Origin of the sequence: Kitasatospora sp. NPDC097605, from assembly GCF_040302725.1 — a bacterium.
GTDB lineage: Bacteria > Actinomycetota > Actinomycetes > Streptomycetales > Streptomycetaceae > Kitasatospora.
This window is the reverse complement of record NZ_JBEOSF010000003.1, coordinates 296,077-308,721: the sequence shown is the minus strand read 5'-3', so window position 1 is coordinate 308,721 and position 12,645 is coordinate 296,077. Positions and strand designations below refer to the sequence as shown.

General features: G+C 72.6%; 12 protein-coding genes and 1 tRNA gene. 2 read left to right on the top strand and 11 right to left on the bottom strand.

Translation table 11 applies throughout. The annotated features are described in order from the left end of the window. Positions 1-24 precede the first annotated feature (24 nt). From ABTX81_RS05145 to ABTX81_RS05135, 3 genes are all read right to left on the bottom strand, one after another. Positions 25-1,539 carry a hypothetical protein gene (locus ABTX81_RS05145; protein WP_350541588.1) on the bottom strand — a complete coding sequence of 505 codons (1,515 nt, stop codon included), beginning with the start codon at positions 1,537-1,539 and terminating at the stop codon, positions 25-27. After that, a complete protein-coding gene (gene pelF, locus ABTX81_RS05140; RefSeq protein ID WP_350541587.1) occupies positions 1,536-3,044 on the bottom strand; it encodes a GT4 family glycosyltransferase PelF in 1,509 nt (502 codons plus the stop codon). The genes ABTX81_RS05145 and pelF overlap by 4 nt, the downstream gene beginning before the upstream one ends. Before the next feature lie 106 nt (positions 3,045-3,150). After that, on the bottom strand, positions 3,151-5,538 hold the full coding sequence (locus ABTX81_RS05135) for a hypothetical protein (RefSeq protein ID WP_350541586.1): 2,388 nt from the start codon (positions 5,536-5,538) through the stop codon (positions 3,151-3,153). A gap of 412 nt (positions 5,539-5,950) precedes the next feature. Here ABTX81_RS05135 and ABTX81_RS05130 point away from each other — a divergent pair, with 412 nt between their 5' ends. Beyond that, complete coding sequence (locus ABTX81_RS05130) at positions 5,951-6,787, top strand: tyrosine-protein phosphatase (RefSeq protein ID WP_350541585.1); 837 nt, start codon at positions 5,951-5,953, stop codon at positions 6,785-6,787. Positions 6,788-6,800: 13 nt separating this feature from the next. Here ABTX81_RS05130 and ABTX81_RS05125 read toward each other — a convergent pair whose 3' ends face one another. The 8 genes from ABTX81_RS05125 to ABTX81_RS05090 form a co-directional block, all read right to left on the bottom strand. Continuing rightward, positions 6,801-7,655, bottom strand: coding sequence for an RNA polymerase sigma factor SigF (locus ABTX81_RS05125; RefSeq protein WP_350541583.1), 855 nt, complete (start codon positions 7,653-7,655; stop codon positions 6,801-6,803). 178 nt (positions 7,656-7,833) lie between these two features. Then, positions 7,834-8,703 (bottom strand): RNA polymerase sigma factor SigF, encoded by an 870-nt coding sequence (locus ABTX81_RS05120; RefSeq protein ID WP_350541582.1) that lies wholly within the window; start codon positions 8,701-8,703, stop codon positions 7,834-7,836. A 300-nt stretch (positions 8,704-9,003) separates the two neighbouring features. Further along, positions 9,004-9,297 carry a Dabb family protein gene (locus tag ABTX81_RS05115; protein ID WP_350541581.1) on the bottom strand — a complete coding sequence of 98 codons (294 nt, stop codon included), beginning with the start codon at positions 9,295-9,297 and terminating at the stop codon, positions 9,004-9,006. Positions 9,298-9,357: 60 nt separating this feature from the next. After that, a complete protein-coding gene (locus tag ABTX81_RS05110) occupies positions 9,358-9,522 on the bottom strand; it encodes a hypothetical protein (protein ID WP_199926184.1) in 165 nt (54 codons plus the stop codon). Between the two features lie 460 nt (positions 9,523-9,982). After that, positions 9,983-10,072, bottom strand: a tRNA-Ser gene (locus ABTX81_RS05105). 92 nt (positions 10,073-10,164) lie between these two features. Next, positions 10,165-10,725: a nucleoside deaminase gene (locus tag ABTX81_RS05100; RefSeq protein WP_350541580.1), complete on the bottom strand. Its 561-nt coding sequence runs from the start codon at positions 10,723-10,725 to the stop codon at positions 10,165-10,167. A gap of 57 nt (positions 10,726-10,782) precedes the next feature. Continuing rightward, positions 10,783-11,331, bottom strand: a complete 549-nt coding sequence (locus ABTX81_RS05095) for a tRNA adenosine deaminase-associated protein (protein ID WP_350541579.1) — start codon at positions 11,329-11,331, stop codon at positions 10,783-10,785. A gap of 242 nt (positions 11,332-11,573) precedes the next feature. After that, positions 11,574-11,810: a hypothetical protein gene (locus ABTX81_RS05090; RefSeq protein WP_350541578.1), complete on the bottom strand. Its 237-nt coding sequence runs from the start codon at positions 11,808-11,810 to the stop codon at positions 11,574-11,576. Between the two features lie 173 nt (positions 11,811-11,983). Here ABTX81_RS05090 and upp point away from each other — a divergent pair, with 173 nt between their 5' ends. Beyond that, positions 11,984-12,619 (top strand): uracil phosphoribosyltransferase, encoded by a 636-nt coding sequence (gene upp / locus ABTX81_RS05085; RefSeq protein ID WP_350541577.1) that lies wholly within the window; start codon positions 11,984-11,986, stop codon positions 12,617-12,619. The last annotated feature ends 26 nt before the right edge of the window (positions 12,620-12,645 follow it).

Below are 12,645 nucleotides of genomic sequence, written 5' to 3'. Positions count from 1 at the left end.
TTCAGCTGTTCGGGCGCGCCGGTGTCAGCGGTGCTTGGTGGTGCGGCCGAGCACGGGCCCGGCGGTGGCGGTGAGGACGGCGGCCGCGGCCCCGCAGCCGATCAGCTGCAGGACGGTCGGGTCCGTACCGGTCAGCAGTCCGGCGCACTCGGCGCCCGCGGCTGCCAGACAGATGAGGGCGGTGCTCCAGCTGAGCCCGAAGGCGTTCAGCAGCAGCGCCAGCCAGAGCGAGCCGCCGAGCAGCAGCAGCGCGCCGAGCTCCGGGAGGCCCAGCGCGGGGGCGCCGGGCCAGAGCACGGTGGCGGCGGCGTCGAGGGCGGCCACGGTGGTGAGGTAGATGAACAGGCAGCCCAGCAGCACGCCGCCGGTGCGGCGGGCGAACTCGACCGGGGTGTGGCTGGTGCGCAGCGCGGCCACCGCCATCGCCCGGTAGCGGAAGAGCAGCCACTCGGCGAGGCCGAGGCTCAGCGTCAGGGCGATCATGGCCGGCCCCGTCGGGCTGGCCGAGGCGCCCTCGGCGCTGCCGGTGCTCACCGCCTGGTGGACGGTCACCCCGAGTCCCGCGATCAGGGTCAGGGTGCCGACCGCGAGCCCGAACAGCAGGTGCGGGATCTCCTTGTGCAGCGGCAGCCGCAGCGGGACGGGTTCCGCCTCGGCGCGCCGGCAGCGCAGCAGTTCCCGGGCGGCGAGCCCGACGGCCAGGCCGAGCGAGGCCAGCAGCACCGAGGTGCGGACGGCCTGCGGCACGTCGACGGCGAGCACCACACCCGCACCGAGCGAGGACGGCGCCAGCGCCAGCAGCAGGAACTTCTCCCGCCCGAGCACCAGCAGCACGGTGGCCGCCGCCAGGTAGGCGGACTGCCCGGCGGCGAAGCAGAGCGCGCCCAGCGGCCCGCCGACCACGTACCCCGCAGTGGCCGCGGTCAGCGCGCCGAGCGGCGCCCCGATCGACAGGCAGGCCGCGGCCGACCGGCGCCGGCCGCGGCCGAGCCAGGCGTACGCGCGGTGGGCCAGCGCCTGGTTCCACGACCAGCTGACCAGCGTCGCGACGGACAGCGCGAGCATGCCCGAGGGCAGGCCGAAGCGCATCCGGTCGGCGGCGAACAGATTGGCGCCGAGCAGGTAGCCGAGGCCGGGCAGGGCGAACACCAGGCCGCGCACGACGCACCGCCAGGGGTCGGCCCGCCAGGGGTTGGCGAACTCGGCGGCCGGCCCGGGGTAGCGGCGCTCGACCCGTTCGAACAGCTCCTCGGCGACGGTGAACGCGTCGGGACGGCCGTACAGCAGGCCCGCCTGTTCGTCGGAGAGGCCGTCGGACTCCAGGAAGGCCGCGATCTCGTAGGGGTGGACGGCGTCGGCGCAGATGTCCCGCAGCCGGTCGGCGAGTTCGTCCAGCGGGTCGGGGGAGAGGTCGAGCTGGTCCGTCTCGGGCCCGGGGCGCTGCGCGGGCAGCGTCGGGCGGCGCCGCTTCAGCGGCAGCACCCGCAGCTGGACGGTCTCGTCGGCCTCGTTCGGAACGAGGCGCAGGGGCCCACTCATGCGCCCACCTCGCTGCGCTCGTGCTCGGCGGCCGGCTGCTCGCGGTCCGGGTCCGGCGGTCCGTCGGTGACGGCGACCACGCCTTCGGGCAGCCAGCGGGAGGTGCCCAGCAGCTCGGTGTAGATGCCGCGGAAGCCGTCGATGTTCTGGCGGAGCGTGAACTGCTCGATCACCCGCAGCCGGGCCTGCTCGCCGAGCCGGGCCCGGCGCTCCGGGTCGCGCAGCAGCTCGACCGCCGCCGCGGCCATCGGCTCGGGCTCGCGCGGCGGGACGACCAGGCCGGTGTCGCCGACCGCCTCGCGCACGCCGCCGACATCGGTCGAGACGGTGGCGCGGCCGCAGGACATCGCCTCGATCAGGGTGAACGGGAAGCCCTCGCTGATCGAGGAGAGCATCACCACGTTCCCGGCCGCGTAGGCGTCGGTGATGTCCGCGACCCGGCCCTCGAAGACCACCGAGTCGCCGACGCCGAGCTCCGCGGCCAGCGCCTCGCAGGTCTCGCGGTAGGCCTCGCCGCCCTTGGGGGTGCCGCCGAACAGCCGCAGCCGGGCGTCGGGTATCTCGCGCCGCACGAGCGCGAACGCGCGGATCAGCGTCTCCAGGTCCTTGATCGGGTCGACCCGGCCGGCCCAGCTGAGCGTCGGGGTCCCGGGCTCCGGTCCGGCGGGCGGGAAGGCCGCCGGGTCGACGCCGTTGTAGACGGTGCGGATGTGCGTGGAGGGGGTGCCGCCGCGCTCCTCCCAGCGCCGGTTGTACCGGTTGCCGGGGGTGACCAGCGCGGCCCGCCGGTAGCTCTCCTCGGCGAGCATCCGGTAGAAGCCGAGCAGCAGGGCCTTGACCGGCCAGCGGTAGGGGCCGGTGCGGTAGCCGAGGTAGCGCTCGCGCAGGTAGATGCCGTGCTCGGTCAGCAGAAACGGTACGCCGAACTGCTGAGCGGATATCAGCCCCGGGAGGGTGGCCAGCCCGCCGCTCGCGGCGTGCGCCACGCCGTCGCGCGGCGGCTCGACCGCCAGCGGGCGCAGCGCGTGCTCCAGCAGGTCGGTGGCGTTCAGCGCGTCGTGCATGGTGGGCCGGGAGACCGCGGTGGAGAGGTAGTCGCGGGTCCAGACGTGCTGGAGGGTGCGCAGGGCGCGCTCGCTGCGCAGCGCCGGGCTGAGCAGCCCGCGCCGGGCGAGGTCGGCGAAGCCGTACAGCTCGGTGCCGAAGTGCGTGGTGTAGACCGGGTCCAGGAGGGAGTGCAGGAACCGTTCGTAGGCGTTGAGGAAGCGGCGCATCTCCTTGCCGCGCGGCGCCTTCGCCTCCGAGGCCGGGCCCCACAGCGGGGCCGTGGTGACCGACCGCACGTTGGCGGGAAGGTCCCAGGCCAGTGGTTCGTGGCCGGTGCCGGTGACGGCGATGATGTCGAAGTCGACGTCCGGCATGCCTTGCACGAGCTGGTCGCACCAGACACTCACCCCACCGTGCTGGTGCGGGTACGTCCCCTCGGTGAGCAGGGTGACGCGCATCTGTGTCCCCCCTCCTGTTCTTGCCTCAAGCTCCCGGCCGAGCGGGCCGGGTCGGGTGGTGCCGGTGGCGGCCGCCGCTCTGCGGTCCGCCACCGGGTTCACCTGTCTAGCGGGTGCCGGACGGACCGGCGGTGTTCCTGGCGGGCTCGGCCTTCCCCCCGGAGGCCTTGCCGTGCTGCTGCGGGGTGCCGCCGTGGCCGGCCGCCTTCCCGCCGGCGCCGCTCGCCGTACCCGCAGTCGTACCAGTAGCGACGTCCTTGCCCGCCACCGGGGTTCCGCTGCCGGGGACCAGGGTCGGCGCGTCGGTGCGGTCGGTGTCGCCCGGACCGGCCGGGACGGCGTCCACGGTGCCCTGCGGGACGACCTTGGTGTCCGCCGGGGCCGGGGCCGGGACGGACTTGGCCGCGACGCCCGGGCTGGTGCCGGCCGGGGCGGCCGGGGTGCCCGCGGCGGGCAGCGTCAGCTCGACGCCGCTCTGCAGCTGGCCGGGCTTGACCCAGCCGGAGAGCGAGCCCGCGTAGGCGGTGCCGAAGCCGGTGGTGCCGATGGCGAGCTGCTGGACGGTGCCGGTCGGCATGGTGGCCTGGATCTGCACGCCGGCCGGGGCGCTCACCCGGACGGTGTCGCCGGTGCGGTAGGCGGTGACCTGGCCGGAGGCGATGGCCGCGTTCCAGGCTGCCCGACGCTGGAACTCCTGGCCGATCTCCTTCTGGGAGAGGTTCACGACCGGGGCGTTGTCGGCGTGCAGCGAGCGGTAGGTGGAGAGGATCCGCTCCAGCACCGGGTAGACGATCCGGTCCTCGGACAGGTTCGACTGGTGGATGAAGTGCGGCCGCGGGTCGTTGCTCAGCACGTGGCCGAGGTCGATCCGGGCCTCCAGCGGCACGATGTACGAGAGGTAGCCGGTGTTGACGTCCAGCGGGGCCGGCAGGCAGGTGGAGTTGGCGTTGGCCTCGCAGACGCCGCTGCCGCCGTTGGCCACGCTGGTGTAGATCCAGTTGTACTCGTCGGTCTCCTCCTTCGCCGTGGCGGCGTTGTAGAAGACGTTCATCGGGTAACGGGGCACGGTCAGCGCGTTGCCGACGGCCCGCTGGGCGGGCTCGCGGGAGGCGTCGCTGGCGGTCCACTTGACGCCGTTGGCGGCCAGCGAGGGAGCCAGGTACGGGTTGTCGCTGGTCTCCTGGGGGGCGGTCAGCAGGCCGGAGTGCTCGCCGGTGACCAGCTCGGTGCGGTCCAGCTGCAGGCCCCGGGCGGCCGCCCAGTCCAGGTTGTTCTTGATCTGGGAGGTGATGGTGGCCTGGTCGACCCAGACGGTGCTGCCCGAGGTGGTCTTGGTGCACTTCCACGGGACCACCGAGACGTCCTGGAGGCAGCCCAGGTACGGGTGGGTGTAGGTGTGGTTGATCCACCGGTAGCTGGTCTGGTCGGCGACCATCCGGTCGACCATCGGGTCGCTGGTGGTCTCGTGGTCGGCCTTCCAGTCCTCGCTGCCGCCGCCGTTGAACACCATGTCCATGGTGAAGCCGTGGTCGAGCTGCCACTGCTTGGCGTACTGCGCGTCGGCGACCGTCATCCGGATCGGGTTGGCGGTCTCCGGGGTCCCGGGCGGGCAGGTGACGTCGCCGGGGGTGCACTTGAGCACGGTGTCCCAGCGGTCGTCGGCGAGGAAGACGTCGTCGACGTGGGCCGCGAAGTAGTTGCGGTCGTAGCCCAGGTGGACGCCCTGGGTTATCCAGTCGACTATGCCGCGGGCCAGCAGGCGGTACTGCTGCTGGTACTGGTTGTAGACGAAGGTGACGACCAGTTCCTTGCGGCCGGCGTGCTCGTACTCGCCGACCAGCGAGCCCTTGGCGGTGCTGTTCGGGATCGGCACCTCGACCAGCGGGGTGAAGCTGGAGCCGGCCGGCAGGGTGGTCAGCGGGGTGGCCAGGTAGCCGTAGCTCTCCGAGACGGCCGGGTCGTTGTCCTCGAACGGGACGCTGCCCTTGAGGTAGTCGAACGGCCCGCTCAGGCCAGCCGTGGTGACCTGGCCCTGGAAGCCGTCCAGAGTACCCATGTAGCCGGGGTTGACCGCCCAGTTCAGGCCGACGTCGGGACGGGCGTAGGTGTACGCGTCGACCTGGCGGACGCCGAACGCCGCCTCGTACGCGGCGATCGCGGTCATCTCGGCGGAGCCGGCCGCGAACGGGTTGTCGTTGGGCAGGACGATGCCCTGGTACTTGCCGCGCGGCTGGCCGTTCAGCGTGTCGCTGAGGAAGGCCGCGTCGATCACCGGCCGGTTGGCGTCGTTGAGGTCGACGAGCTTGTACGGCGTGCCCTGGCTCTTGAGCTCGGCGGCGATCGCGGCCGTCGCCGGCCCGCCGTCGCTGATCACCAGGACCGTGAGATCGATCCGGGGCGTGGTGGTGGTGGCGTGCGCGAGGGACGACTGCAGGCCTCCGGCCAGCAGGACGGCTGCCGCGCAGGCGGCAACTCTCCGGGTCGCTCGACCCATGTTGACATTCCTCCCCTGGGCAGGGCGCTCCGCTGCCGGCGTCCACCTGCCCTGTAGCTGTTCGCGGGCAGCAGGCTGCCCGGCGCCCATCCTGCTGGAACTCCCCTGGCAGGAGGGACCGAATGGGCAGGAGTGCAGCGAATCTGTTACCAACGTTCATGGTCGGGCCATGAGGGCGCTGATTGTGGCCGAAACGGCACCGGCTGCGCAAATAATGAATTAAAAATTAAAACCGGGAACCCAGCGTTACCGCTGCTCACCCATCGTGCGATCCGATGGCGGGGCCGGACCCTACACTGGCGGCGTCACGCGTGACACCCTTGCACATCCTGTCGTTTCGGCGGGCAGGTTCATGCAATATCGCTCAGGGTTGTGCAACGTCACCGTCCGATTATCCAATGGAGGCCGTCGAGTGACCGAGCAGCAGATCGAGACCACCGCAATTCAGGCCGCCCGCAGCCTGGGTCTGCTCGGTGCCGTGAACGCCCGCGACCTGGGCGGCTACCAGACCGCCGAGGGGCTGGTGCTCCGGGCCGGTGTCGCCCTGCGCAGCGACGGCCTCAACCGGCTCACCGACGAGGACCTCGGCCGGCTGACCGGGCTGGGCCTGCGGCGGATCGTCGACCTGCGCAGCCCGGACGAGGTCCGCGAGGCCGGCGCCGACCGGATCGCCGACGGCATGGCGGTCCATCAGCTGCCGGTGTTCGCCGCCGACTTCGACATCTACGCGATCCTGCGCGAGGCCCTGGCCGACCGCGATCCGCACAAGCAGCGGGCCCTGCTCGGCGGCGGCCGCGCCGATGCCATGATGACCGGCCTCTACCGGTGGTTCGTCACCGACCGGATCGCGCGCGAACGGTTCGCCGGCGTGCTGAGGCTGCTGGCCGATCCGGACGGCGCGCCGCTGCTGTTCCACTGCTCGGCCGGAAAGGACCGCACCGGCTGGACGGCGGCCGTGCTGCTGACCGCCCTCGGCGTCGACCGGGAGACGGTGGTGACGGATTACCTGCTCACCAACGAGCGTTCCGCCGTGGTCGTCGAGGCGGTTCTGGAGGGCTTCCGGACCGGTGGTCTGATGCGCGAGCCGGAACTGCTGCTGCCGGTTTTCCGGGCCGAACGCCGGTACCTGGAGGCGGCCTTCGAGGAGGTCGAGACCGGCTGGCCGGACTTCGGCGCGTTCTGGGCCGACGGCCTCGGACTGGACGAGGCCGTCCTGTCCGGCCTGCGGGCCAACCTGCTGGCGTCCTGAGGGAAGACGGACCCTAGCCTTCGGCGGTCAGGCCCTCGCGCAGCTGGGTGAGGGTCCTGGTCAGCAGCCGCGAGACGTGCATCTGCGAGATGCCGATCTCCTCGCCGATCTGCGACTGGGTCAGATTGCCGAAGAACCGCAGCATGATGATCCGGCGCTCGCGCGGCGGCAGCTTGGCCAGCAGCGGCTTGAGCGACTCCCGGTACTCCACGCCCTCCAGCGCGAGGTCCTCGTAGCCGAGCCGTTCGGCCAGCGGGCCCTCGCCGTCCTCCTCGCTCGGGCTGGAGTCCAGCGAACTGGCGGTGTAGGCGTTGCCGACCGCCAGGCCCTCCACCACGTCCTCCTCGCTGACGCCGAGGCAGACGGCCAGCTCGGCCACGGTGGGGGAGCGGTCGAGGCGCTGGGAGAGGTCGTCGCCGGCCTTGGTCAGCGCCAGCCGCAGCTCCTGGAGCCGCCGGGGCACCCGCACCGACCAGCTGGTGTCCCGGAAGAAGCGCTTGATCTCGCCGACCACGGTCGGCATCGCGAAGGTCGGGAACTCGACCCCGCGCTCCGGGTCGAACCGGTCGATCGCCTTGATCAGCCCGATCGTGCCGACCTGGACGATGTCCTCCATCGGCTCGTTGCGGCTGCGGAAGCGCGCCGAGGCGTAGCGGACCAGCGGCAGGTTGAGCTCGATCAGGGTGTCGCGCACATAGGTGTGCTCGGCGCTGCCCGGGTCGAGGGCGGCCAGCCGCCCGAAGAGGGAGCGGGAGAGCGTCCGGGTGTCGAGCCCGGCGTCCGGCGCGGCCGCGGCGCGCTGGAGCGGGATCTCCGCCGCACCGGCCGGCGCGGCGTGGATCTCCGCGGTGTCCACATCCGAGGACATGCACCCACCCCCTTGTGACTGACGGTCCAACGGGCGCCGTCGTCGGAACGTTCCCGCGCTCGCGTCCGGCCCCTCCCACCCTGCATACCGGCTCACGGTCCCCGGCAAACCCGAGCGTCGCAAGATGTCACGCGGCGGTGACGCGCCGCTATCGCGCCGTAACGGCGCCGCGCGGCGGTCAGTCCTCCCAGGAGTTGCCGGTCCGCAGCCTGGTCAGGATCCGCGACAGCAGCCGCGAGACGTGCATCTGGGACATCCCCAGCTCGGTGCTGATCTGCGACTGCGTCAGATTGGCGAAGAACCGCAGCATGACGATCCGGCGCTCCCGCTCGGGCAGCTGCACCAGCAGGTGGCGGACCATGTCCCGGTGCTCGACCTCGGCCAGCGCGGAGTCCTCGTAGCCGAGCCGGTCCAGCAGCGCCAGTCCGCCCTCGTGCTCCTGGGCGGCCTCCAGCGAGGCGGCGTTGTACGCCCGCCCGGCGTCCAGGCAGGCCCGGACGTCCTCCTCGGGGATGCGCAGGCTGGCGGCGATCTCCGGCACCTTGGGGGCCCGGCCGTGCACTACGGTCAGCTCCTCCATCGCGCCGCTGACCTGCACCCAGAGCTCCTGGAGCCGGCGCGGGACGTGCATGGTGCGGACGTTGTCGCGGAAGTAGCGCTTGATCTCGCCGAGGATGGTCGGCAGCGCGTAGGTGGGGAACTGCACCCCGCGGCCGGGGTCGAACCGGTCGATGGCGTTGATCAGTCCGATGGTGCCGACCTGGACGACGTCCTCCATCGGCTCGCTGCGGCTGCGGAAGCGGGTGGCGGCGTACCGGACGAGGGGGATGTTCACCTCGATCAGCGCGGCGCGGACCCGCTCGCGCTCGGGGGCGTCCGGGGGCAGCTCGGCGAGCCGCTCGAAGAGCACCCGGGTGAGGGTGCGCACGTCGACGGCGGGGCGGCCGCCGGGGCCGCGCAGGCCGTCCGGGCGGAGCTCGCCGGCCGGGCTGATCACGGCGGCCAGCACCTCGTCGTCCGGTGCGCTCCCTGGTGTCCGCACGGACACGTCACCCCTCCCAAAGTCGACAACGGTGGGAACTGCGGACCGGGTGTCGCGTCTCGTTCACCGCCCTCGCCATGTCCGGCAAAACCGGTCATAGCATCACAAGGCGGGCGCATGTCGGGCAAGTACCACGCGGAGGTGTGTTGGTGCGCCGTCCGGACCCGCCCCGCACGGCGGCGGTGCGGCGGACGGGTCGTGCCGGGACAGCACGAGGCGCCCCGCCCGAATGCCGGGTGGGGCGCCGCGGGCCGTCCGGGGGACGCGCCGGCCGGGGCCGGGGGCGTCGGGGACGGGCCGCCGGGCTCAGACCTCGATGTCGGCGATCACCCAGGTGGCGAACTCGCGCCACTGCGCGGCCGCGGCCTGGTGGGCCGGGTGGGTGAGGTACGCCTGGAGGGCCTCACGGTCCTCGACCAGGCTGTTGATGGCGTAGTCGTGGGCGATGTCGCGCTCGGTGGTGTTCCAGCCGCACTCCCACTCGCGCAGCTCGGGAACGACCGGGCCGAGCTCGGTGAAGGCCTTGGCGCCGGCGAGCGCGCGCTCGTCGTCCTTGCTGACGCCTTCGTTGAGCTTGAACAGGACCAGATGGCGGATCACGGAGCCGCTCCTCGCGGACGGGGTCGGGTGTCGGGCCCACCGTAACCGGTGGGGGCCGGGCTATTTCACCAGGCCGGTCATGAAGGTGCCGACCGCCTTGGCGGCGTTCGAGATGCCTTCGAACCCCAACTGGACCAGCTCGGCCGCACGGGCGGGCGAGGTGATGATCGTGTAGAGCACGAAGATGAGCAGGAGGACCATTCCGATCTTCTTCGCCTGCGCCATCCGGTTGACCTTCCTCCCTGCCGTGGGCCGCCGTCGCTCGGTCCCCGAGCGGCCCGTGCAACGGGCAGCTTATCCACCCGGACGGCCTATCAAGTGTGCGACGCGTTCACCTGCCGGGACGAAGGTCCCCGCGACTGGGGCCTTTCTCCGGGTGCCCGGGCCGCCGAGGCGCGGCAGGATGGTTGATGTACCGAGGATCTGGCAGGAATCCCCGGTGCGTGGATCCGGAGCTCCCCGCTGTGGGACCGGGTGCCGCGGCTTCCCCCCGACGCGGCCCCGGTTGTGGGACTCCGCCGGGGGAGCGGTCAGTCCCCCCGAACCGCTCCCCCTCTTCCAGGCTCCGTACTCGACAGGCGTTGGTGGTCATCGGCCGACGGGTACGGAGCCCTTTCCGCGTCCGAGGGTGCGCGGGAACGCCGAAGGCCCCGTCCGGTTCACCGGGCGGGGCCTTCGGGCTTGCTGGCGGTAGCGGTGGGATTCGAACCCACGGTGGAGTTGCCCCCACACACGCTTTCGAGGCGTGCTCCTTTGGCCGCTCGGACACGCTACCGAGGGGAACTCTACCGGACGGGTGGCGCGGGAACGAAATCCGTTCCCGCGGCGGCTCCGGCGACGGGTTCGGTGGTGGGTTCAGCGGTGGGTTCAGCGGTGGGTGTCGAAGAAGGCGCGCAGCTGCTCGCCGCACTCGTCGGCGAGGACGCCCCAGATCACCTCGGGGCGGTGGTTGAGCCGCCGGTCGCGCAGGACGTCGAAGAGCGAGCCGGCCGCGCCGGCCTTCTCGTCGAGGGCGCCGTAGACCACGCGGTCGATCCGGGAGAGCACGATCGCGCCCGCGCACATCGTGCAGGGCTCCAGCGTGACGACCAGCGTGCACCCGCTCAGCCGCCACTCGCCCTCCCGTCGCCCACCACCACCCTCGCTCGACGCGCTTCGCGCGGCCCTTCCCAGCTTCGCCGCGGCCTCGCGGATGGCCACCACCTCGGCGTGGGCGGTCGGGTCGCCGACGGCCTCGCGCTCGTTGTGGCCCCGGCCGAGGACCTCGCCGTCCGGGCCGAGGACGAGCGCCCCGACCGGGACGTCCCCGGTGGCCGGCGCCAGGGCGGCCTCGGCGATGGCGAGGCGCATCGGCGCCGCCCAGCGGTCGCGGACCGGGTCGGGGCGGACGGGAGCGGGCAGCGGCGGGATCGGGCGGACGGACTGCATGGCATCCAGTGTCGGGCATGGCGGTGGTCCGGCCGTCCGGGTGGCGGACACGGGGCGTTACCGGACGGCCTCCAGGACCTCACCGCAGCCGAGCGCCTCGGCGATCTCCTCCAGGGCGTCGCCGGGCACCGCGCCCTCGCCGCTGAGGGCGATCAGCTCGTCGGCGGCCAGGCCGAACTCGGTCAGCAGATGGGCGTCGCCGAGCGGGCCGACCGGGACGCCGCCGCGGCCGTCGCCGTCCTCGTCGTCCTCCTGCTCCTCGGCCTGCGCGTCCTCCTCCAGCTCGGCGACCAGGTCGTCGAGGTCGCCGAACTCGCTCTCGCCGGCCTGGTCCACCAGCTCGTCGGTGAGCACGGAGCCGTAGGAGCTGCGGGCGGCGGCGGCGCCGTCCGACACGAAGATCCGCGGGTCCTCCTCGCCGTCCACCCGGACGATGGCGAACCAGGCGTCCTCCTGTTCGATGAAGACCAGGACGCTGTCGTCGTCCTGGGTCGCCTCCCGGGCCAGGTCGGCGAGGTCGGCGAGGGTTTCGACGTCGTCGAGCTCCGTCTCGCTCACATCCCACCCGTCCTCGGTGCGAGCAAGCACTGCAGCGAAGTACGCCACCAGGGACACTCCCAAGATCTCGGTCTCGGTTGTCGGCGCTCGCGGGCGACGCGGAACTGGCCGCCCCCGCGCCAGAGGCGGTCCGCTGTTCGGACCGTCCCATCGGAATCGTGACAGAAAGCGAGGCTTTGCGGGGGGTGTTCTGCAGCGCGTCTTTGCAGGTCGTGTCGGAAGGGTTGGCCGCCGGACGGTGTAGGGAGGCCGGGCGGCGGCGGGTCTGTGGAGAAGCCGTGGAGGGCCCGTTAGAAGCGGAAGGTTCGCATCCGCATCGCCTCGCGCATCCGGCGTTCCTTGGTCCGCCGGGGCTGCACCCGCTCGCGCAGTTCGCGCGCCTCGGTCAGCTCGCGCAGGAAGACGGCGCGGCGCCGGCGGCGCTCCGCCTCGGTCTCCGGCCGGTCCGGGGGCGGACCCGAGCGGTCGCCCGACGAGACCTCGGCCCCGTCCGCCGAGCCGTCCCCGGGGTTCGGGTTGCTCGTCATAGGACCAGACTTTCCCAGATCGGCCGGGTTGATACCACAGGAGGCCGATCCGTCCGGACATTCTCGCCCCGTCACGGCGCGTCACCACGGAAGGCGCATCCGCCCGGGTCGGCCGCGGCCCGGCCTGGCACGGCGTGTCGTACGGGCGTCCGGACCCGGGCTAACCTCGATGCATGCGGATCCACGTCGTCGACCACCCCCTGGTCGCCCACAAGCTCTCCACCCTGCGCGACGAGCGCACCGACTCGCCGACCTTCCGTCGCCTGACCGACGAGCTGGTGACCCTCCTCGCGTACGAGGCCACCCGGGACGTCCGCACCGACGAGGTGGAGATCACCACCCCGGTGGCCGTGACCACCGGCACCCGGCTCTCCTACCCGCGCCCGTTGGTGGTGCCGATCCTGCGGGCCGGCCTCGGCATGCTGGACGGCATGACCCGGCTGCTGCCGACCGCGGAGGTCGGCTTCCTGGGCATGGTGCGCAACGAGGAGACCCTGGAGGCGTCCACCTACGCCACCCGGATGCCGGACGACCTCTCCGGCCGCCAGGTCTACGTGCTCGACCCGATGCTGGCCACCGGCGGCACGCTGGTCGCGGCGATCCGGATGCTGATCGAGCGCGGCGCCACCGACGTCACCGCCGTGGTGCTGCTGGCCGCCCCCGAGGGCGTTGCGGTGATGGAGCGCGAGCTGGCCGGCCTGCCGGTCACCGTGGTCACCGCGGCCGTCGACGAGCGGCTGAACGAGAACGGCTACATCGTCCCGGGCCTCGGCGACGCGGGCGACCGGCTGTACGGCACCGCGGGCTGAGCGGTCCTCCCGGCCAGTGCGAAGCC

Coding starts and splice junctions, on each gene's coding strand:
- ABTX81_RS05145 (WP_350541588.1), bottom strand. CDS start 1,539: ATGAGTGGGCCCCTGCGCCTCGTTCCGAACGAGGCCGACGAGACCGTC.
- pelF (WP_350541587.1), bottom strand. CDS start 3,044: ATGCGCGTCACCCTGCTCACCGAGGGGACGTACCCGCACCAGCACGGT.
- ABTX81_RS05135 (WP_350541586.1), bottom strand. CDS start 5,538: ATGGGTCGAGCGACCCGGAGAGTTGCCGCCTGCGCGGCAGCCGTCCTG.
- ABTX81_RS05125 (WP_350541583.1), bottom strand. CDS start 7,655: ATGTCCTCGGATGTGGACACCGCGGAGATCCACGCCGCGCCGGCCGGT.
- ABTX81_RS05110 (WP_199926184.1), bottom strand. CDS start 9,522: ATGGCGCAGGCGAAGAAGATCGGAATGGTCCTCCTGCTCATCTTCGTG.
- ABTX81_RS05100 (WP_350541580.1), bottom strand. CDS start 10,725: ATGCAGTCCGTCCGCCCGATCCCGCCGCTGCCCGCTCCCGTCCGCCCC.
- ABTX81_RS05090 (WP_350541578.1), bottom strand. CDS start 11,810: ATGACGAGCAACCCGAACCCCGGGGACGGCTCGGCGGACGGGGCCGAG.
- upp (WP_350541577.1), top strand. CDS start 11,984: ATGCGGATCCACGTCGTCGACCACCCCCTGGTCGCCCACAAGCTCTCC.